18 protein-coding genes are annotated in these 17,523 nt (G+C 67.7%); 4 read left to right on the forward strand and 14 right to left on the reverse strand.

The annotated features are described in order from the left end of the window. Nucleotides 1-69 precede the first annotated feature (69 nt). The 4 genes from C566_RS0118820 to C566_RS0118835 form a co-directional block, all read right to left on the reverse strand. Nucleotides 70-411: a P-II family nitrogen regulator gene (locus C566_RS0118820; protein WP_018775910.1), complete on the reverse strand. Its 342-nt coding sequence runs from the start codon at nucleotides 409-411 to the stop codon at nucleotides 70-72. Further along, nucleotides 408-1,847 (reverse strand): ammonium transporter, encoded by a 1,440-nt coding sequence (locus C566_RS0118825; protein ID WP_018775911.1) that lies wholly within the window; start codon nucleotides 1,845-1,847, stop codon nucleotides 408-410. Before C566_RS0118825 ends, C566_RS0118820 begins: the two co-directional genes overlap by 4 nt. 224 nt (nucleotides 1,848-2,071) lie before the next feature. Beyond that, nucleotides 2,072-2,917: a hypothetical protein gene (locus C566_RS22820; protein WP_155846946.1), complete on the reverse strand. Its 846-nt coding sequence runs from the start codon at nucleotides 2,915-2,917 to the stop codon at nucleotides 2,072-2,074. A 25-nt stretch (nucleotides 2,918-2,942) separates the two neighbouring features. Next, nucleotides 2,943-3,518 (reverse strand): helix-turn-helix domain-containing protein, encoded by a 576-nt coding sequence (locus C566_RS0118835; RefSeq protein ID WP_018775913.1) that lies wholly within the window; start codon nucleotides 3,516-3,518, stop codon nucleotides 2,943-2,945. Nucleotides 3,519-3,799: 281 nt separating this feature from the next. On the opposite strand from C566_RS0118835, the gene C566_RS0118840 reads away from it, so the two are divergent. Next, on the forward strand, nucleotides 3,800-5,323 hold the full coding sequence (locus C566_RS0118840) for a sodium:solute symporter (RefSeq protein WP_018775914.1): 1,524 nt from the start codon (nucleotides 3,800-3,802) through the stop codon (nucleotides 5,321-5,323). A gap of 143 nt (nucleotides 5,324-5,466) precedes the next feature. Here the strand turns inward: C566_RS0118840 and C566_RS0118845 are convergent, their stop codons facing one another. Continuing rightward, nucleotides 5,467-5,703: a hypothetical protein gene (locus C566_RS0118845; RefSeq protein WP_018775915.1), complete on the reverse strand. Its 237-nt coding sequence runs from the start codon at nucleotides 5,701-5,703 to the stop codon at nucleotides 5,467-5,469. A gap of 261 nt (nucleotides 5,704-5,964) precedes the next feature. On the opposite strand from C566_RS0118845, the gene C566_RS0118850 reads away from it, so the two are divergent. Together C566_RS0118850 and C566_RS0118855 are read left to right on the forward strand one after the other, a co-directional pair. After that, a complete protein-coding gene (locus tag C566_RS0118850) occupies nucleotides 5,965-7,266 on the forward strand; it encodes a VIT1/CCC1 transporter family protein (protein WP_231386436.1) in 1,302 nt (433 codons plus the stop codon). After that, a complete protein-coding gene (locus tag C566_RS0118855) occupies nucleotides 7,266-8,237 on the forward strand; it encodes a matrixin family metalloprotease (protein ID WP_026266852.1) in 972 nt (323 codons plus the stop codon). Before C566_RS0118850 ends, C566_RS0118855 begins: the two co-directional genes overlap by 1 nt. A 4-nt stretch (nucleotides 8,238-8,241) precedes the next feature. Here the strand turns inward: C566_RS0118855 and C566_RS0118860 are convergent, their stop codons facing one another. From C566_RS0118860 to C566_RS0118880, 5 genes are all read right to left on the reverse strand, one after another. Next, complete coding sequence (locus C566_RS0118860) at nucleotides 8,242-9,375, reverse strand: LOG family protein (protein ID WP_018775917.1); 1,134 nt, start codon at nucleotides 9,373-9,375, stop codon at nucleotides 8,242-8,244. A gap of 106 nt (nucleotides 9,376-9,481) precedes the next feature. Next, the gene (locus C566_RS0118865; RefSeq protein WP_018775918.1) at nucleotides 9,482-10,258 is read right to left on the reverse strand and encodes an SDR family NAD(P)-dependent oxidoreductase; all 777 of its coding nucleotides are present in this window, start codon (nucleotides 10,256-10,258) and stop codon (nucleotides 9,482-9,484) included. A 26-nt stretch (nucleotides 10,259-10,284) separates the two neighbouring features. Beyond that, nucleotides 10,285-11,658, reverse strand: a complete 1,374-nt coding sequence (locus C566_RS0118870) for an MFS transporter (protein ID WP_018775919.1) — start codon at nucleotides 11,656-11,658, stop codon at nucleotides 10,285-10,287. Nucleotides 11,659-11,851: 193 nt separating this feature from the next. After that, nucleotides 11,852-12,559 carry a FadR/GntR family transcriptional regulator gene (locus C566_RS0118875; protein ID WP_018775920.1) on the reverse strand — a complete coding sequence of 236 codons (708 nt, stop codon included), beginning with the start codon at nucleotides 12,557-12,559 and terminating at the stop codon, nucleotides 11,852-11,854. Between the two features lie 14 nt (nucleotides 12,560-12,573). Then, nucleotides 12,574-13,068 carry an SRPBCC family protein gene (locus C566_RS0118880; RefSeq protein ID WP_018775921.1) on the reverse strand — a complete coding sequence of 165 codons (495 nt, stop codon included), beginning with the start codon at nucleotides 13,066-13,068 and terminating at the stop codon, nucleotides 12,574-12,576. Nucleotides 13,069-13,107: 39 nt separating this feature from the next. On the opposite strand from C566_RS0118880, the gene C566_RS0118885 reads away from it, so the two are divergent. After that, nucleotides 13,108-13,881 carry a gamma-glutamyl-gamma-aminobutyrate hydrolase family protein gene (locus C566_RS0118885; RefSeq protein WP_018775922.1) on the forward strand — a complete coding sequence of 258 codons (774 nt, stop codon included), beginning with the start codon at nucleotides 13,108-13,110 and terminating at the stop codon, nucleotides 13,879-13,881. A gap of 31 nt (nucleotides 13,882-13,912) precedes the next feature. Here the strand turns inward: C566_RS0118885 and C566_RS0118890 are convergent, their stop codons facing one another. From C566_RS0118890 to C566_RS0118905, 4 genes are all read right to left on the reverse strand, one after another. Then, on the reverse strand, nucleotides 13,913-14,947 hold the full coding sequence (locus C566_RS0118890) for a Gfo/Idh/MocA family oxidoreductase (protein WP_026266853.1): 1,035 nt from the start codon (nucleotides 14,945-14,947) through the stop codon (nucleotides 13,913-13,915). Next, complete coding sequence (locus C566_RS0118895; RefSeq protein ID WP_018775924.1) at nucleotides 14,944-15,738, reverse strand: TIM barrel protein; 795 nt, start codon at nucleotides 15,736-15,738, stop codon at nucleotides 14,944-14,946. The genes C566_RS0118890 and C566_RS0118895 overlap by 4 nt, the downstream gene beginning before the upstream one ends. Next, nucleotides 15,738-16,841 carry a Gfo/Idh/MocA family oxidoreductase gene (locus C566_RS0118900; protein WP_018775925.1) on the reverse strand — a complete coding sequence of 368 codons (1,104 nt, stop codon included), beginning with the start codon at nucleotides 16,839-16,841 and terminating at the stop codon, nucleotides 15,738-15,740. The genes C566_RS0118895 and C566_RS0118900 overlap by 1 nt, the downstream gene beginning before the upstream one ends. 31 nt (nucleotides 16,842-16,872) lie before the next feature. After that, on the reverse strand, nucleotides 16,873-17,523 hold a 651-nt coding region (locus C566_RS0118905), incomplete at its 5' end, for an ATP-binding cassette domain-containing protein (RefSeq protein ID WP_018775926.1).

The following is a 17,523-nucleotide window of genomic DNA, read 5'->3' on the forward strand; positions in this document are numbered from 1 at the left end:
GACCGACGGTTGTGACACCCATCATACACTCGAAGTTTCGTATTGCGCATCATTTGTTTACCAACGCTTTCACGCGATGGCCGAGGCGCCCCGCTCCCCTGTCCGGACGCGGACGGCGTCGCGTACCTCGATAATCCAGATCTTGCCGTCGCCGAAGCGGCCCGTGCGCCCGCCCTCTTCAACGGCCGCCATGACGGCGCCGAGGGCGTCCTCTTCGACCAGGACCTCCAGCCGCACTTTGGGCAGCAGGTCCGAGCTGTATTCGGCGCCCCGGTACACCTCGGTATGGCCCCGCTGCCGGCCGTAGCCGCTGGCCTGGCTCACGGTCAGGCCGTTGACCCCGGCCCGTTCCAGGGCCGCGCTGACGGCGGCGACCCGCTCCGGCCGAACAATGGCCGTGACGAGCTTCATGACGACACCCTGCCGCGGACGGCCTCCCCTTCGGCCCCGGCCTGGGTCCCGGACTGGGCTTCGGCCTGGGTCCCGGCGTGGGCGTGGGCCGCGGCACCATCAGTCCGGGCATGCGGGTCACCGGGGTGGAAGCTGCCGCCGACCATGAGGAGTTCGTACGCTGTTTCGGCGTGCTCCGTCACGTCAATGCCGGAGAGCTCGTCGGCCTCGGAAACGCGCATGCCGATGCTCTTGTGGATCGCGAAACCAATCAGCGTGGTCATGGCGGCGCTCCATGCCGTGACAATCAGGGCGGTAAGAATCTGTGGCCAGAACTGCGCCAGGCCACCGCCGTAGAAAAGTCCGCCGGCCGTCTTGGCGGACGGCAGTGCGAAGAATCCGAGGGCCAGGGTCCCCCACAGGCCGCCCACGAAGTGCACAGCCACGACGTCCAGGGAGTCGTCGAGCCCGATCTTGAACTTCAGCCCGACGGCGAGCGCGCAGACGGCTCCGGCGATTGTGCCGATCAGGATTGCCCCGACAGGGTCGACGAACCCACAGGCCGGGGTCACTGCCACGAGTCCCGCGACGGCACCCGAGGCCGCTCCGAGCGAGGTGGCATGCCCGTCGCGCAGCCGCTCCACGAGCAGCCAGCCCAGCAGGGCGGCGCAGGTGGCAAGCAGCGTGTTCATCCAGGCCAGGGCGGCCGTGGCGTCGGCAGCGAGTTCCGAGCCCGCATTGAACCCGAACCAGCCGAACCAGAGCAGCCCTGCGCCGAGCATGACGAAAGGCAGGTTGTGCGGGCGGATGTTGGGGTCTTTCATGAAGCCGAGCCGCTTGCCCAGAACCACCGCCAGCATGAGCCCGGCTATGCCGGCGTTCATGTGGACCACCGTGCCGCCGGCGAAGTCGAGGGCTGAGATCTTGCTGCCAATGATGCCGGTGGGCCCGAACAGGCCGCCGCCCCAGACCCAGTGCGCGATCGGCGCGTAGACGAGCGTGACCCAGAGGGCGGCAAAGAGCAGCCAGGGTCCAAACCTGACGCGCTCGGCCACCGCCCCACTGATCAGCGCGACAGTGATGATGGCGAACGTGGCCTGGAAGCCGACGAATATCATGTCCGGCAGTCCTGGCGCTTTGGTGCCGATGCTGGTGGTCAGCCCGCTCAGGCCGAAATTAGTGAAGGGATCCCCAACGAATCCGCCCAGCGCATCCGGGCCGAAGGCCAGTCCGTAGCCCCACAGGGCCCAGACGACGCCCACCACGCCCATGGCGCCGAAGCTCATCATCATGATGTTGAGGACGGACTTCATCCTGACGAGCCCGCCGTAGAAGAACGCAAGTCCGGGGGTCATCAGGAGGACCAGGGCGGAGGCCGTGAGCATCCACGCGGTCGATCCGGGGTCAAGGACCTGCGGATCTACTGCCATTCCTACTGCAAGCACAGAGAACTTCATAGCGGGAGCCTTCCTCGAGTGCCGGCGCTCCGAGGGCGCCGATTCGGCGAGACCATGTCACCTTGGGACTGTTGTACGTCCCCCCGCGGATGACGCTACCCACGGCGTGTTTCGGGAAGGCTTTCCGATTCTTGCCGGCACGTTACGCGGCGACTCTGGGCATTAATTTGCCGTTTCCGGCAGATTGCCGGAATGTGACGTACATCTCACCAAGGCCCTGGGGGTCAGTTGTACTTGAGAGTGAGCAGCAGGCGCTTGAGCTGGATGTACTGCTCCGTGGTCATCCAGGCCTTGGCGGCGTCGACGGAGGCAAACGCCGGGCTGCCGAAGAGCACCTTGGCTTCCGCCCCGCCGTTGGCGAAGCTGACATAGGCGGAGCCGGAGTCAGCGACCCCGGGCGCGAAGTCGCGTTCCTTGCGGACGCTCATGTGGAAATCGGACTGGTCAGCAATGGAATCGAACGCGAAGCCGAAGGCCAGCTGTTCACCGTCCACATCCTTTAGCCCCGGCACCGGAGCGGTGTCCAGCACGGTACGGGCCACCGGGCCGGAGGCGTTGCTGGCGCTGGTGCTGCTGATGATGGAAGCCAGTTCGTTGCCGGTGGCGTCGGCGATGACCGCCTGCACGCCCCGCAGCTTGGCGGCGTCCTCGGGCGAGCCCACCAACCGGATGGACCAGCCGCTCGGGTAGGAGAAGGAAAGGTGCCCGTCGGGGAAAGTGAAGGTTTTCACGCCGGCCACGGCACTGGCCGTCGGCGTGGCCGGGGCGGGGGTGCCGGAGGCGCTGGAGGTCGGCGCGGGCGTGGCCGAAGCGGCGGTGGACGCGGTTGTGGCGGCCGGGCCGGATTCCTGCTGCGCCGGGGCCGCAGTTTCACTGGCGGGGCCGCTTGCCGTTTCGCCGGCACGCTGGCCCGCTGCGGCGCAGGAGCTAAGGCCAAGGGCAACCGCGAGCGCGGCGGCCAGGGCCAGGGACAGAAAGACGTTGTTGCGGTTCATGGATCCCCCAGTTGATGACGCGAGCGGCTTGCGCCCGTCCTGTGGTGCCGGATTGCGCCGTGTGGATACGTTCATGGTGGTTATTGTTGCGGTCCTGACCTCAGCGGCTGGCGGCGGGTACCAGCACCCACAGCACCTCGACGGCGTCGTCGGTGGGATTGACCCAGGTGTGGGGTTCCCGGCCGGGGAACGTTACAGTGTCTCCGGTGCTGAGCTCGAATTCCTCATTCGTGAGGATCAGGCGGATGCTCCCCTTGACCACATGCAGGACATCGACATCGCAGTCCACAGCATAGAGTTCGGACTCGCCGCGCCCGCGCGGCTCGATCACGGCCTGGATGATCTGGACGCGGCGCTCGGACCGGGCGGTCAGCAGCCGCTCGACGATCCCCTCGCCGCCGAGGGAGATCCGAGGACCCTCATTCTGCTTCGTGAGGTGCGTTTCGGGGGCGGCAAAGAGGTCGCCAATGGAGATGGACAGAACCTGGCACAGCGTTACCAGGGAGGCAACCGAGGGCGAGGTCAGGTCCCGCTCGACCCGGCTGAGGAATCCCTTGGTGAGTCCGGTGGCGTCTGCGACCTGTTCAATGGTGAGCCGCTGGGACTGCCGGGCGGCGCGGATCCGCGAACCGATGGCAACGGGAACATTGCTCGGTTCAACTGGTAGTGCCTTCATTTAGGAACCTTTCACGGCCGGCCGCTTGGCCCCATTATTGGAGCAATCCTAGCGGGAGCGGGCCTTCGTGACGCGGAGGCGGCGGCACGACGCCCTGCGCCTTGACTGTTACCGGAGTCACAGCATACTCTTCTGGGCAACATGTGTTGCCTATAGGGCAAAACCGGAGGTTCCGACGGAAATCCTCCTCTACCCACGTCACGCAGCAGCAGCCTTGCCGACCATTCTGTTGAGGCCCGGCAAGCCCGCATCCGCTGCCAACCCGCTCCAAGGAGCCTCTAATGGACGCAACTTTCGTCAACATCGCAATCGTGGTGGTGTACCTGGCCGCCATGCTGGCGTTCGGGTGGTGGGGCAAGTCCCGCACCAAGAACAATAGCGACTTCCTCGTCGCCGGCCGCCGCCTCGGCCCGTTCCTCTACACCGGCACCATGGCCGCCGTCGTCCTGGGCGGCGCCTCGACCGTCGGCGGTGTGGGCCTCGGCTACAAGTTCGGCATCTCCGGCATGTGGCTCGTCGTCGCAATCGGCGCCGGCGTCCTGCTGCTGAGCCTGCTCTTCGCCAGCACCATCCAGAAGCTGAAGATCTACACCGTCTCCCAGATGCTGACCCTGCGCTACGGCAGCAACGCCACGCAGACCTCGGGCATCGTCATGCTCGCCTACACGCTGATGCTCTGCGCCACCTCCACGGGCGCCTACGCCACCATCTTCGTGGTGCTCTTCGGCTGGGACCGCGCCGTCGCGATCGCCGTCGGCGGGGCAATCGTGCTGGTGTACTCGACCATCGGCGGCATGTGGTCCATCACCCTGGCCGACCAGGTCCAGTTCGTCATCAAGACGGTCGGCATCTTCTTCCTGATGCTGCCGTTCACGCTCAACGCCGCCGGCGGCCTCGACGGGATCCGCAGCCGGGTGGACGCCACGTTCTTCCAGATCGACGGCATCGGCGCCCAGACGATCATCACGTACTTTGTGGTCTACACCCTCGGCCTGCTGATCGGCCAGGACATCTGGCAGCGTGTGTTCACCGCCAAGACGCCTGAAGTTGCGCGCTGGGGCGGCGCGACGGCCGGCATCTACTGCATCCTCTACGGCGCAGCCGGCGCCCTGATCGGCCTCGGCGCCCGCGTGGCCCTGCCGCAGATCGACGTCAAGGCCCTGGGCAAGGACGTTGTCTACGCCGAGGTCGCCACCCACCTGTTGCCCATCGGCATCGGCGGCCTCGTGCTGGCCGCCGCCGTCGCTGCCATGATGTCCACCGCCTCCGGTGCCCTGATCGCAGCCGCCACCGTGGCCCGCGCCGATGTGCTGCCGTTCGTTGCCGGCTGGTTCGGCAAGACAGTCAACACCGATGACACCGACAACCCGGAACACGACGTCAAGGCCAACCGCATGTGGGTCCTGGGCCTGGGCATCGTGGCAATCGTGATCGCCATCGTCACCAAGGACGTTGTCGCGGCCCTGACCATTGCCTACGACATCCTTGTCGGCGGCCTGCTGGTGGCCATCCTCGGCGGTCTGGTCTGGAAGCGCGGCACCGGCGTCGCCGCCGCGGCGTCCATGGCGGTCGGCTCGGTCATCACGCTCGGCACCATGATCATCCTGGAAGTCAACGCCGAGGTTCCGCTGGACGGCATCTACGCCAACGAGCCGATCTACTACGGCCTGGCGGCTTCCGCGGCCGTCTACATCGCGGTGTCGCTGCTGACCAAGCCGACGGATCCCGCGGTCATGCAGAACTGGCGCCGGCGTGTCGCCGGCGGCGCGGCCGAGGAAGAAAAGGCCCCGGCCCTCACGCACTAGGGCCCTCACGCACTAGGAACCTGACCCGTCAGGGTCCTGACCGCGAGTTACAGGTCGACGGCGGCGCTCCCCACGCGGGGGCGCCGCCGTCGGCCTTTGGGCTATTTATTCGGCTTTGGGCTATTTAACGGGCCGCGGGAGAATCACTCGTTTTCCTCAGTGGCAAGGAATTCTTCCCCCTCCAGGGGCACCACCGGCGTCTCGTCGCCCAGGAAGTCGTCCGCGTCCAGGGGAACGAGCCGATCGGCCTCTTCGAGAAGCTCCTCGTCCTCGGTCTCCGCGGCATCACTGACGGGCGCGTCCTCGGCGTAGTCGTAGGCGGGATCGGACTCGAGGGAGTCCCGGGCCGGCTGGATGGGATGTGATGCGGTGCTGTCCATGGTGCAACCTCCATGCGGCTTCGGCGGCGGCAGGGCCCCGGGGAGCCCGCCCTGGGTTTCATTCGAACACCGCGGACCCGGGCGGTCAAGGGCTCACAATTGCGGCCGGAAAGCGGCTGCGGGCGGCCCCGCCACGGCAGGGCAGTTACGGCCTCCCTAAACTTTCCGCTGAGGATGGCCAGCCGGAAAGACGCGGAAATACCGGGTACTCTGGAGTCGCAATGGGGCCGGACCATGCCCGACCAAACCCAGGAGTTTTTCGTGTCTCAGCACACCGAATCGGACCGCAACGATTCTTCGCAGCACCACCCGACACAGCCCTCCCAGGTCCCCGAGACGGACCCGCGCCCCGCCCCGCCGCACGCCTCCCCTGCCCCCGGCGAGACTCCCCGCACCGCACCTGCCGTCAGCGCACCCAGCCCGGAGCCCGGAACAGACGCGAGCGCAGCGCCCAGCACGGCCGCCGGTTCAGATCCGAGCGCAGCGCCCAGCGCAGGGGACATCAAGCGCTGGCGCCAGTACCTCGCCGATGAACGTGCCGAGGCGGCCGTCTACCGGGACCTGGCGCAGAACCGTGCCGGCGAGGAGCGCGCCATCCTGCTGGCGCTGGCCGAGGCCGAGGGACGCCATGAGGCGCACTGGCTCCAGTTGCTGGGCGATCATGCCGGCAAGGACCGGCATGCCTCACTCCGGAGCCGGTTGTTGGGCTTCCTGGCCCGGCATTTCGGCTCGGTCTTCGTCCTGGCCCTGGCCCAGCGGGCGGAGAGCCGCTCCCCGTACGCCACCGAATCGTTCGCCACCCCAGCCATGGTCGCCGACGAGCAGATCCATGAGGAAGTGGTCCGCGGGCTGGCCACCCGGGGCCGCAACCGGCTGGCCGGAACGTTCCGCGCCGCCGTCTTCGGCGCCAACGACGGCCTGGTCAGCAACCTGTCCCTCGTCATGGGCATGGCGGCCTCGGGCGTGGGAAGCCAGGTAGTGCTCCTCAGCGGCGTCGCCGGGCTGCTGGCGGGCGCATTATCCATGGGGGCCGGGGAGTTTATTTCCGTCCGGTCGCAGCGGGAGCTCCTCGCCGCGACCCGTCCCACCCAGATCACGTTGGCGGCGGCGCCGCTGCTCGATATCGAGCACAACGAACTCCTGCTCGTCTATCTGGCCCGCGGCATGTCCCGGGAGGCCGCCGAGCACCGCGTCGCGGAGCGGATGGGCCTGCTGGACTGTGACTGCGATCCCAGCCTGTCCCTGCGGCCGGAACTGCCCGAAAGCGAGGACCAGCACGAGGCGGTCGGCACCGCCTGGGGTGCGGCGGCGTCGAGCTTCTGCTTCTTCGCCTCCGGCGCGATCGTGCCCATCATTCCTTTCCTGCTGGGCATGACAGGGCTCGCCGCACTGGTGGTTTCCGCGGCCCTCGTCGGCGTGGCGCTGCTGCTCACCGGCGGCGTCGTGGGCCTGCTCTCGGGCACGTCGCCGGCCACCCGCGGCCTGCGCCAGCTGGCCATCGGCATGGGTGCCGCCGGCGTGACGTACCTGCTGGGCATGGCCTTTGGCGCCGTGGTTGGCTAGTGGACGGTCCTGAGTTTCGGGACCGCGGATCACGGCACAGCCGGCCAGCCACCGCGCTGCGGATCGTCAGGAACCTGGCCGCCGCCGCGGTGATCGCCGGCGGAGCCTTCCTCACCGCGGGACTTGTCTACGGCGATCCCCGGTTCACGGGCCTCTTCGAGGTCACCCGCGGAACGGGGAACACCGCGGGGCACAACGCAGAAAACAACGCAGGGCACAATTCAGGCAGTGACGTGCACGCACAGCCGCAGGCTGGCCAGGCTTCCGGCCAGCCTGCCGTGCCGGCCGGAGGAGACCGGACGGACACTCCCCCGCCCGGGCTCGAGGAGCAGGACCAGCCCCTCGGCCTGCCCCGGAAACCGGAGGCCGCCAGCACTTCGTACAAGTTCCTTGCAACGAACGACGACGGCACTCCGGTGGGTTACTCGCCGTGCCGTCCGCTGCACTACGTCATCAATGCCGCCCTGGCCCCGCAGGGTGCCGAGCGGCTTGTGGAGGACTCGATCCGGACGATCTCGGAGGCCACCGGGATCACGTTCATCAATGACGGCCCCACGTCCGAGGCGCCCTCGCCCACCCGGGCGCCCTACCAGAAGGACCGCTACGGGGACCGGTGGGCGCCGCTGCTAATCGCCTGGACCACACCGGAGCAGGCACCGCAGCTCAAAGGCCCGGTGATCGGCACGGGCGGGAGCACACACTTCAGTTTCGGCGACGGTCCCAAGAGCTTCGTCACCGGCAGCCTGGAACTGGATGCGCCGCAAATCGCGGATGACCTGGACCGCGCCGAGGGCGCAGCTTATGCCACGGCCGTAATCCTGCACGAGCTCGGCCATGTGATGGGCTTGGAACATGTCGATGACCCGGCCCAGCTGATGTACCCCGAGATCGGAGCCCCGGACGGGCTTGCCGACGGCGACCTGAACGGACTCTACGAGCTCGGCCACGCCCAGTGCCGCAAGGATCTCTGATCCGCTAGCGCTCCAGCGCCTCAAGGGCTTCTGCGACCGAATCGACCAGGAAGATCCGTCCCTCCATCCGGCGCCCTGACGCCAGGCTCTGTAAGAGGGGCCACGCCGGGAACCGCCGCAGCCAGTGTTCGTGCCCCACCAGGACCATGGGGGTGACGGTTTCCGGAGCGGCGTAGTAGTTCTCGCAGGCGTCCTGAAAGATCTCCTGGACGGTGCCGCCGGAACCCGGCAAGAAGACGATGCCGCCGTTGCACAGTTCAAGCAGGATGGCTTCCCGGATGGCGTTCGCGAAGTATTTGGCCACGTGGGTGGCGAAGAAGTTCGGTGGTTCATGACCGTAGAACCACGTGGGAATCCCCAGCGACGGCTTACCCTCCGGGTGGCGTTGGGCGACCGCCGCAGCAGCCCGCGCCCAGGCGGACACCGAGGGGCGGAAGGACGGCACCGCCGCGAGGTCTGCCAGGGCCCGCCGGAAGTCCGGCTCGGGGGCTTCGCTGAGGAAGGCGCCCAGGTTCGCGGCCTCCATGGCCCCGGGGCCGCCGCCCGTGGCTACCACCCGTCCGCTCCGGGCCAGCATCCGGCCCAGCAGTGCGGCTTCCTCAAATACGGCGGTGCCGCGGCGGGCAATATGCCCGCCCATGACCCCCACCATCGTGCGGCCGGCGCGGAGATAGGTGCCGGCCAACTCGTCGAGGGCCACGCCGATCGAATGGTCATGCAGGGCGGCGGCCAGAGTCGCATCGAGCCGGCGGCGCTGGCCCGTCCGGATGCTCCACTGGTACACCCGCGCGTCGAGCGTGTCCTCATAGGGCGACGCGGCGATCCCGGCATAAAGTTCCAGCGGCGTATACAACTGCCCGCGGTAGGGGTTGAACGGCACCGCCGTGAGCCGGGGAAAGATGAGGGCGCCCCGGCCGCGCAGCAAATCCTCCACACCCTGATCGAACCTGCAGCCCAGGAAGACCGCGCCCTGGGCCTCCAGCGCCTCCAACTGTGTCCGGCGGCCCCGCAGATCCAGGGACTGGACATGCCAGCCGTGCATGCTGCGCGCCCCCGCCGCGACCAGCCGGTCGAAACCGGCAACGCTCTCGACATCCAACGTGCGGGGGCTGGGGTAAAGGCTGCGGGCGGCGCTCATGGAGCCAGCCTAGACCGTCGCCAATCCCCCGTTGCCCTATCACTTTTGGTGGCCATTCCGGGATCTTGAGGCCCAAAAGTGATAGCGCAACGGGGGTGCGTGCAGATTAGGACACCTGGAGGCCGCCGTTGATGTCATAGGTGGCCGCGGTGATGTAACCGGCGTCCGGGCCGAGCAGGAAGGCGATCAGGGCCGCCACTTCCTCGCGGCTGCCGACCCGCCCCATCATGATGCCCTCCGACATCTGCGCCTTGCGTTCCTCGCTCAGGGTGCCGCCCATGATGTCGGTGTCGATGGGGCCGGGGGCGATCGCGTTGACCGTGACCCCGAACTCGCCCACCTCGCGGGCCAGGGCGCGGGTGAATCCGATGATCCCGGCCTTGGAGGCGCTGTAGGCGACCTTGGAGTAGGTGCCGCCGCCCCGCTGTGCCGAAATCGAGGAGATGCTCACGATCCGGCCGAGCTTGCGCTCGATCATGCCCTTGAGCACGCGCTGGGAGACGATGAAGGATCCGCGCATGTTGATGGCGAAGACCTTGTCCCATTCCTCGACCGTGGTGTCCATGAACGGCGTCGGGGAACTGATGCCGGCCAGGTTGGCCAGCGCGACGATCGGGGGCAGCGAGCCTTCGATCTCGGTGATGGCCCGGTCAACGGACGCGGCGTCGGAGACGTCCGCACCGACGCCGATGGCCTTGACCGCACGGTTGGAACCGATCTCGGCGGCAGCGGCGCTGGCGTCCTCGGCATTGATGTCCAGGATTGCGATGGACCAGCCCTCGCTGGCCAGGCGGTCGGCGGCGGCACGGCCGATGCCGCGGGCTGACGCGGCTCCGGTCAGGACCACAGTGCGTTCAGTGGGGAACGGGGTAATTGATGTCATGACGACGATTCCTTCAGGGGTTCGGATCAGGATACTTTGGCCGGGTCGACGGCGGCAGCCGCTGCGACCGCGGGGTCAAGGCCGGCGTCGCCTTCGGGGCGCCGGCGGGCGTAGAGGTAGGTGGCCACGGCGGTGAGGCACAGGCAGAGGGACAGGAACAGCAGCCCGCTCTGGTTGCTTCCGGTGGCGTCCTTGAGGAGGCCGACGGCGTACGGGGAGATGAAGCCGCCGAGGTTTCCGAGGGAGTTCACCAGGGCCAGTCCGGAAGCGGCAGCCGCACCGGTCAGTGCCGCGGAGGGCATCGAGAGGAACGGGGCGATGGCCCCGTAGATCCCCATGGCCGAGACCGTCAGGCCGATCATCGCGAGGAAGGGGTTGACCGGCAGCAGGTAGCCGGCGGCCAGGAGTCCGACGCCCGCGAGCACCATGCTGACCGAGGCGTGCCAGGCACGCTTGCCGGTCCGGTCCGCGCGCTTGCTCCAGAAGTAGACGAATACTGCGGCCACGGCATAGGGGATGAAGACGATGAAGCCGATCTCGGCCGTGGAGAACTTGCCGAGGGCCGCGACGATGGTGGGCATCCACAGGCCCAGGCCGTAGATTCCGCACACCAGTCCGAAGTAGAGGGCGGAGTAGACCAGGGTGCGCTTGTCCTTGAGCCCGGCCAGGAAGTTGTGCTTGCCCGACTGGGACTTGGCCGCCAGTTCGGCGTCCATGGTGGCCGTGAGCCAGTTGCGCTCGTCGGCCTCGAGCCATTTGGCGTCCCGCGGACGGTCCGTCATGAGGATGGGCGTCAGCAGGCCGAGGGCGATCGCCGGGATGCCTTCGATGATGTAGAGCCACTGCCAGCCCTGGAGGCCCATGACGCCGTCCATCTGCAGCAGGAGTCCGGATACCGGGGCGCCGAGCGCGTTGGATACAGGCTGGGCAAGGATGAAGATGCCCAGCACTGTGACGCGCTGCGCGGCGGGGAACCACAGCGTCAGGTAGAACAGGATCGCCGGGAAGAATCCGGCCTCGGCGGCACCGAGCAGGAACCGGATGATGTAGTAGGTGGTTTCACCGTTCACCAGGCACATGGCGGTGGCGAAGATGCCCCACGTGATCAGGATGCGGGCCAGCCATTTCCGGGCTCCGAACCGGTACATGCCCGCGTTGCTGGGAACCTCCAGGAGGGCGTAGCCAAGGAAGAAGATGCCGGCGCCCAGTCCGTAGGCAGCGGAGTTCAGGCCGATGTCCTCGCTCATGGTGAGTTTGGCGAATCCGACGTTGTTGCGGTCCAGGTAGGCAACGAAGTAGAGCAGGACAATCAGGGGCATGACGCGGCGGCGGACCTTGCGGAGCGTGCGGTCGCCCAGTTCGCCGAGTCCGAAGGACTTGGGGGCTAATGAAGTCATCATCGACCTTCTTACGTGTTTTCCTGCCCTGCGGCTGTGCCGGGTGAGGAAATCGGTGGATTGGGGTGGTCATCCTGCCCGCTTGGAAGCGCGTGCTGCAGGATACTTGTTGAGTCAGATGTCAGACATCTGATTCAGGAACTAGGCAAAATCTTAGGATGTGATTCGGATTACGTCAAGAGTCCGGAGGTGGACGTCAGGACTTGGCGCCCCGGACGTAGCGTTCGTAGTCCGCATTGGTCTGGTCCATGTGCTCATCCATCGCCTGCCGCGAGCGCTCGGCGTCGCCGCTCAGGATGCTGTCCAGGACCCGCTGGTGGTAATCGATGGCATGCTGCTGGATCACCTCGACGGCCGATGTTTCGCGTCGGGTCACGTACAGCAGTTGGCCCAACTGGGCGAAAAGGGCCCGCACAAAGGGGTTGCCGGACGCCTTCAGGACGGCGTCGTGGAAGCCAATGTCCGCCTCCACGAAGCGGTCCAGGTCGCCGGAGTCGTGGAAGCGCTTCATGTCCGCGATGCACTCGCGCATGCGCTCGGCCTGCTCCGGGGTATAGCGTTTGGCGGCGAGCGCGGCCGCCCCGGTCTCCACCATCCGGCGCATCTCAATCAGTCCCACCGAGACCTGGTCGGCCGCATTGCCATGCGAGGCCGCCTTGAAAATCGCGTCCAGGCCGGTCCAGTTGTCCGTGGGATTGACGAAGGTTCCCCGGCCGGCCTTCACATAGAGGATGTTTTGCGCGCGGAGCGCTTTGAGGGCCTCACGCACGGTGAGCCGGCTGACGCCGTAGGCCTTGGCGATGTCGGCCTCGGGCGGAATCGGGTTGTGGGGCTGGAGCTTGCCGTCAAGGATTTCGGTCAGCAGGCCGTCGACGAGATCGTCGACCAGTGTCCTGCGGCCCATCCCAGTTCCCACCTTCAGTCTCGTTTCGTGCTGCCATCCACATTACCCATGTCCGGGTGCGCAGCCATGTAGGCGTCGAGCTTGGCCAGCGTCTGTTCCAGATTGGCCGGATGGCGGCGCAGGTAGCCGGCCAGCCGGAGGAAGCTCTTGCCGCGGACCCGGCGCGCGTCCCATTGCTCGGTGACCAGCGTGCCCGCGGTGCCGTCCTTGCCCGTGGATGGTTCGAGCAGGTAGCGCCACACATGGCCGTAGAAGTGCCGCCACGCAATCCGGTGGCCTTCCTCGAATTCGCAGACCGTATTGAGGATCTTGTAGTTCACCCGCATGTTCATTTGCATGCCGAACCTGGCGCGGAGGTACAGCCGCCGTGGCCCGCGCGGCTGGGCGCCCTTCACCGTGTCCGAGCCGTCGATCACGCTGTGCAGGGCGGGCGTGGCGAGCACCTCGAAGATGGCCTCGGGGGCGGCGGCAATGTACCGGCTGCGGGACACGAGATAGCGGGGATTCATCTAGTAATCCTAGTCCGCGATCGTGTTGCAGAATGAGGCATGCAGACTTCCCGCAACCCCCTCCGCGGCCGGCCGCGCATCGGCGTTCCCGTCCGCCTCAGCAGTTCCGCCGATCCCGACCCGCGCGTGGCGGAAGCCAACGCATTGTTCGAGTACATCGTGGAGCTGCTGCGTGAGGGCGGCGGCGAACCGGTCCTGCTCGACGCTTTGGGGCCCGACGACGGCGGCCTCGCCGCGGCGCTGGCCTCCCTTGACGGCGTCGTTCTTCCCGGCGGCGGCGACCTCGACCCCGCCCTCTACGGCGAGCTGCGCGGCGACGTCTGCTACGACGTCAGCGCTGCCCAGGACGCGCTGGATCTCGCCGTGGCGCGTCTTGCGATCGACGCCGGGCTGCCTGTGTTCGGCATCTGCCGCGGGCATCAGCTGCTCAATGTGGTCTACGGCGGGACGCTCATCCAGGACATGGCGCCGGGGACGGTGGCGCACCGCGAGCCCGCGCCGGGGCGCGGGGCAGGACCGTGGGCCTGGCACGAGGTGGGGGTGCAGGCCGGCTCCAGGGTGGCCGCTCTCTACGGCGGCGGTTCGAGTGCCGTGAACGTGAAGATCGCCTCCGGCCACCATCAGGCCGTGGCCCGGGTGGCCGGAGGATTGCGGGTGACGGCCGTGGCCGAGGACGGGACTGTCGAGGCGCTCGAGGATCCGGAGCGCTGGGTGGCCTCGGTCCAGTGGCACCCCGAGGCCCTGGAACTCCCGGCCGGGGAGCGGCTCGCGCCGTTCCGGGCCTTCGTCGAGGTGTGCCGCACCCGGCCCTGACCGCTCAGGACCGGCAACCCCCGGGCCGTGGTCAGCTGGCGACGCTCGCCGTCACCTTGACCGGGGCACCGGTGGCCAGCGATTCCTGGGCGGCATCGGCAACCCGGGAGGCCGCGACGGCGTCTTCCGGAGTGCAGGGATTCTCCCGGCGGCCAAGGATCAGTTCGACGAACGCCTCCATCTCGGAGCGGTACGCCGTCTCGAACCGCTCGGCAAACGTCAGATGCGGCTTCCCCGCGGGGAACGTGATCTCGGCCTCGGCGGAGGCCAGCGCCGTCTTGTCGTCCAGGCCCACCATCAGGGAGCCGCGGGAGCCCTGGATTTCCAGCCGGACATCATGGCCCGCCCCGTTGTAGCGGGTGGCCGAAACCGTTCCCACGGTGCCGTCGTCGAACGTCACCAGCGCGAGGGCCGTGTCCACATCGCCGGCTTCACCGATCGCCGGATCCCCGTTGTTGGAGCCCTTGGCGTAAACCTCGACGATTTCGCGGCCTGTGAGCCAGCGCAGGATGTCGAAATCGTGGACCGAGCAGTCCCGGAAGAGCCCGCCGGAGCTGGCCAGGAACTCGACCGGGGGCGGCGTCATGTCGCACGTGACGGCACGCAGGGAATGGATCCAGCCCAGCTCGCCGGCCTGGTAGGCGCGGCGGGCTTCCAGATACCCGGCGTCGAACCGGCGCTGATGCCCGATCTGCACCACGCCGCTCCGGTCCCGGATGTAGTCGAGCACCGGCAGGGCGTCGGCCACGTTCAGGGCCACGGGCTTTTCGCAGAAGACCGGGATCCCGGCGTCCACGCCGGCCTTGATGAGCTCAGGGTGGGTCCCGGTTCCGGTGGCGATGACCAGGCCGTCCAGCCCCGAGGCCAGCAGCGCCTCGACCGAGGGCAGGAATTCGGCACCGAGACCGCTTGCCACCGTCCGGGCGTGCTCTTCGGCGACGTCGGTGAGACGGAGCCGGACACGGATCCCTTGCGGGTTCAGGACCTCGTTGAGGGCGGCGATGTTGTTGGCGTGCATGACCCCGATCCGCCCAACGCCGACGAGTCCAAGGATTACGTCTCTCATACTTCTACTCTCATGTTTGGTGCGGGCACGGTGAACGCCGCACGGAAGGCCTCCAGGGCCGCATAACTGTCGCCACTGGCCCACGCTTCCATGCCCACGGTTCCTTCGTAGCCTGCGTCCGCGAGCGCCCTGGCGACGGCCGCGTAGTTGATTTCCCCGGTTCCGGGTTCGCAGCGGCCCGGAACGTCCGCCACCTGGATCTCGCCGATGTATGGCAGGGCGGTCCGAACGAGCTCGACCAGGTTCCCCTCCCCCATTTGGGCGTGGTAGAGGTCCAGCATGAGCCTGGCGTTCGGGTGCCCCGCGGCCTGCACGAGCGCCAGGGTGTCCTTGGCCCGTGCCAGCGGGATGCCGGGGTGGTCCAGGATGGTGTTGAGGTTCTCGAGGCAGAACGTCACCCCGTACTTCTCACCGAGCTTCCCGAGCCGTTCCAGGGTCCGGGCGCCGGTGACCCACATGTGTCCACTGGAGCGGTAGACAGGCCGGGCCGCGTGACCGTCGATGAGTTCCGCCGGGTGGACCACCAGCCGGCTTACGCCGAGTTCCAGGGCGGTGGGGATCAGGGACTCGGCGGTCCGCACCACCTCGTCCGCCGTGTCCGGATCCACGAGGCTGCCGGAGCTGTAACCGGTCATGGAGGAGAACACCGCCCCGGTGGCCTTGAGCGCGCCGATGTCCTTGGGCCGCGAGTCCCAGAGTTCGACGTCGAAACCGGCCTCGTGGAGCCGGCGCACCCGCTCCGTGAACGGCAGGTCCGTAAAGACCATCTCAGCGCACACGGCGAGCCGCATCAGAGGACCACGCTCTCGTTGACGGCCACGGTGTTGACCGTTGCCGGGGTCCCCTGCTTGACGGACTCGATGCAGGCCAGCGCCATGGCCAGTGCGCGCCGGGCGTCACTGGCTCCCGGAGTGAGAGTGAAGGGCTTCGGCTCCGGCGCGGTACCGTCACGCCGGGCGCGCACGGCGTCGGCGAAGTCCACCAGCTCGTCCGTGTAGGCCTGCCGGAAGAGCTCGACGTTCAGCCGCGGGGTGTCGGCGGACATCCCCTCGGCGGTGAACCGGCGGGCGGCGGTTTCGGTGGCGCGGCCGGCCTGGACCATGCCCTTGGAGCCGAAGACCTCGCCGCGGATGTCGTAACCGTACAGTGCACTGAAGTTTGCCTCGGCGACGGCGATCGCGCCGTTGCTGTAGCGGATGGTCACGACGGCGGTGTCCAGGAACCCCTGGTCCCGCAGTCCCGGCTCCACAAGCGCGTCGGCAACCGCATAGACCTCCACAGGTTCGGCGCCTTCGTTGAACCAGTTCAGTGTGTCGAAGTCGTGGATCAGGGTTTCGAGGAAGATGGTCCACGCAGGGATCCTTGCGGCGTGGCCGATGCTCCCGGTGCCCGGGTCCCGGGTCAGCGAACGCAGCAGTTGCGGCTGCCCCACGATTCCGGCGGCAAGGTCCTTCTTGGCCGCTTGGAAGTCTGCGGCGTACCGGCGGTTGAAGCCGATCTGGAAGTGCACCCCGGCGGCGTCGACGGCCTCAAGGGCGGCGCCCAGCTCCTCGAGCCCCTGACCGGCGGGCTTCTCGCAGAAGACGTGCTTTCCGGCCGCTGCGGCCTGGCCAATCAGGGAGGAATGGAAACGCGCGGGGCTGGCGATGACGACGGCGTCAATCGCCGGGTCGGCCAGGAGGTCGGCGGCGTCCGCGGTCACCTTCGTGGTGCCCAGGGCGCCGGCCAGCGCCCCCGCGGATTCCAGGTTCGGATCCGCGATGGCGGCAAGGACGGCGCCGGGGACCCGGCGGGCAATGCTCTCGGCGTGGAAGGCGCCCATCCAGCCCGAGCCGATGAGTCCGATCCGCACCGGCAGGGCGGCGTCGGACGGGGTGCGGTTGAGGTAAGCCAAAGGCTTGTCCTTTCAGGAGTTGGGGCGGCCGTTACTGGTAGGTCGTGCCGGTGGTCTGGGCGACGTCGGCGACTTCGCCCTGGACTTCCTTGACGATGTCGCCGTGGCCGCCGAGTTGTTCGAGTTCGTGGGCGAGTTCGGCGAGTTCGGCGCCGCCGGCCATCTGGGCGGTGAGTTCGTCGAGGGTGATGTCTTTTTTGTCGTAGTAGCCGATTGATTTGCCGCGTTTGAGCAGCAGGAACCGGTCCCCGACGGGGAAGGCGTGGTGCGGGTTGTGGGTGATGAAGATGACCCCGAGGCCGCGGTCGCGGGCCTGCAGGATGTAGCGGAGCACCACGCCGGACTGCTTCACGCCCAGGGCCGCGGTGGGCTCGTCCAGGATCAGGACCTTCGCGCCGAAGTACACGGCCCGGGCGATCGCGACGCACTGGCGTTCACCGCCGGAGAGCTGGCCGATGGGCTGTTCGACGTCGCGCAGGTCGATGCCCATCGCGGCGAGTTCCTTGAGCGTGATGTCCTTCATCTTCTCGACGTCCATGCTCTTGAACGGCCCGAACCCGGAGGTCAGTTCCGAGCCGAGGAAGAAGTTCCGCCAGATCGGCATCAAAGGCACCACCGCGAGGTCCTGGTAGACGGTCGCGATCCCGACGTCCAGGGCGTCCCGGGGGGAGCTGAACTTCCG

It is taken from the genome of Arthrobacter sp. 131MFCol6.1, assembly GCF_000374925.1.
Taxonomy (GTDB): Bacteria; Actinomycetota; Actinomycetes; order Actinomycetales; family Micrococcaceae; genus Arthrobacter.

Bases quoted from the DNA above. Each gene is read 5' to 3' on its own strand.
- C566_RS0118885 (WP_018775922.1), top strand. From the start codon at position 13,108: ATGCAGACTTCCCGCAACCCCCTCCGCGGCCGGCCGCGCATCGGCGTT.
- C566_RS22820 (WP_155846946.1), bottom strand. From the start codon at position 2,917: ATGAACGTATCCACACGGCGCAATCCGGCACCACAGGACGGGCGCAAG.
- C566_RS0118820 (WP_018775910.1), bottom strand. From the start codon at position 411: ATGAAGCTCGTCACGGCCATTGTTCGGCCGGAGCGGGTCGCCGCCGTC.
- C566_RS0118870 (WP_018775919.1), bottom strand. From the start codon at position 11,658: ATGATGACTTCATTAGCCCCCAAGTCCTTCGGACTCGGCGAACTGGGC.
- C566_RS0118845 (WP_018775915.1), bottom strand. From the start codon at position 5,703: ATGGACAGCACCGCATCACATCCCATCCAGCCGGCCCGGGACTCCCTC.
- C566_RS0118825 (WP_018775911.1), bottom strand. From the start codon at position 1,847: ATGAAGTTCTCTGTGCTTGCAGTAGGAATGGCAGTAGATCCGCAGGTC.
- C566_RS0118880 (WP_018775921.1), bottom strand. From the start codon at position 13,068: ATGAATCCCCGCTATCTCGTGTCCCGCAGCCGGTACATTGCCGCCGCC.
- C566_RS0118860 (WP_018775917.1), bottom strand. From the start codon at position 9,375: ATGAGCGCCGCCCGCAGCCTTTACCCCAGCCCCCGCACGTTGGATGTC.
- C566_RS0118875 (WP_018775920.1), bottom strand. From the start codon at position 12,559: ATGGGCCGCAGGACACTGGTCGACGATCTCGTCGACGGCCTGCTGACC.
- C566_RS0118890 (WP_026266853.1), bottom strand. From the start codon at position 14,947: ATGAGAGACGTAATCCTTGGACTCGTCGGCGTTGGGCGGATCGGGGTC.
- C566_RS0118865 (WP_018775918.1), bottom strand. From the start codon at position 10,258: ATGACATCAATTACCCCGTTCCCCACTGAACGCACTGTGGTCCTGACC.
- C566_RS0118895 (WP_018775924.1), bottom strand. From the start codon at position 15,738: ATGCGGCTCGCCGTGTGCGCTGAGATGGTCTTTACGGACCTGCCGTTC.
- C566_RS0118835 (WP_018775913.1), bottom strand. From the start codon at position 3,518: ATGAAGGCACTACCAGTTGAACCGAGCAATGTTCCCGTTGCCATCGGT.
- C566_RS0118840 (WP_018775914.1), top strand. From the start codon at position 3,800: ATGGACGCAACTTTCGTCAACATCGCAATCGTGGTGGTGTACCTGGCC.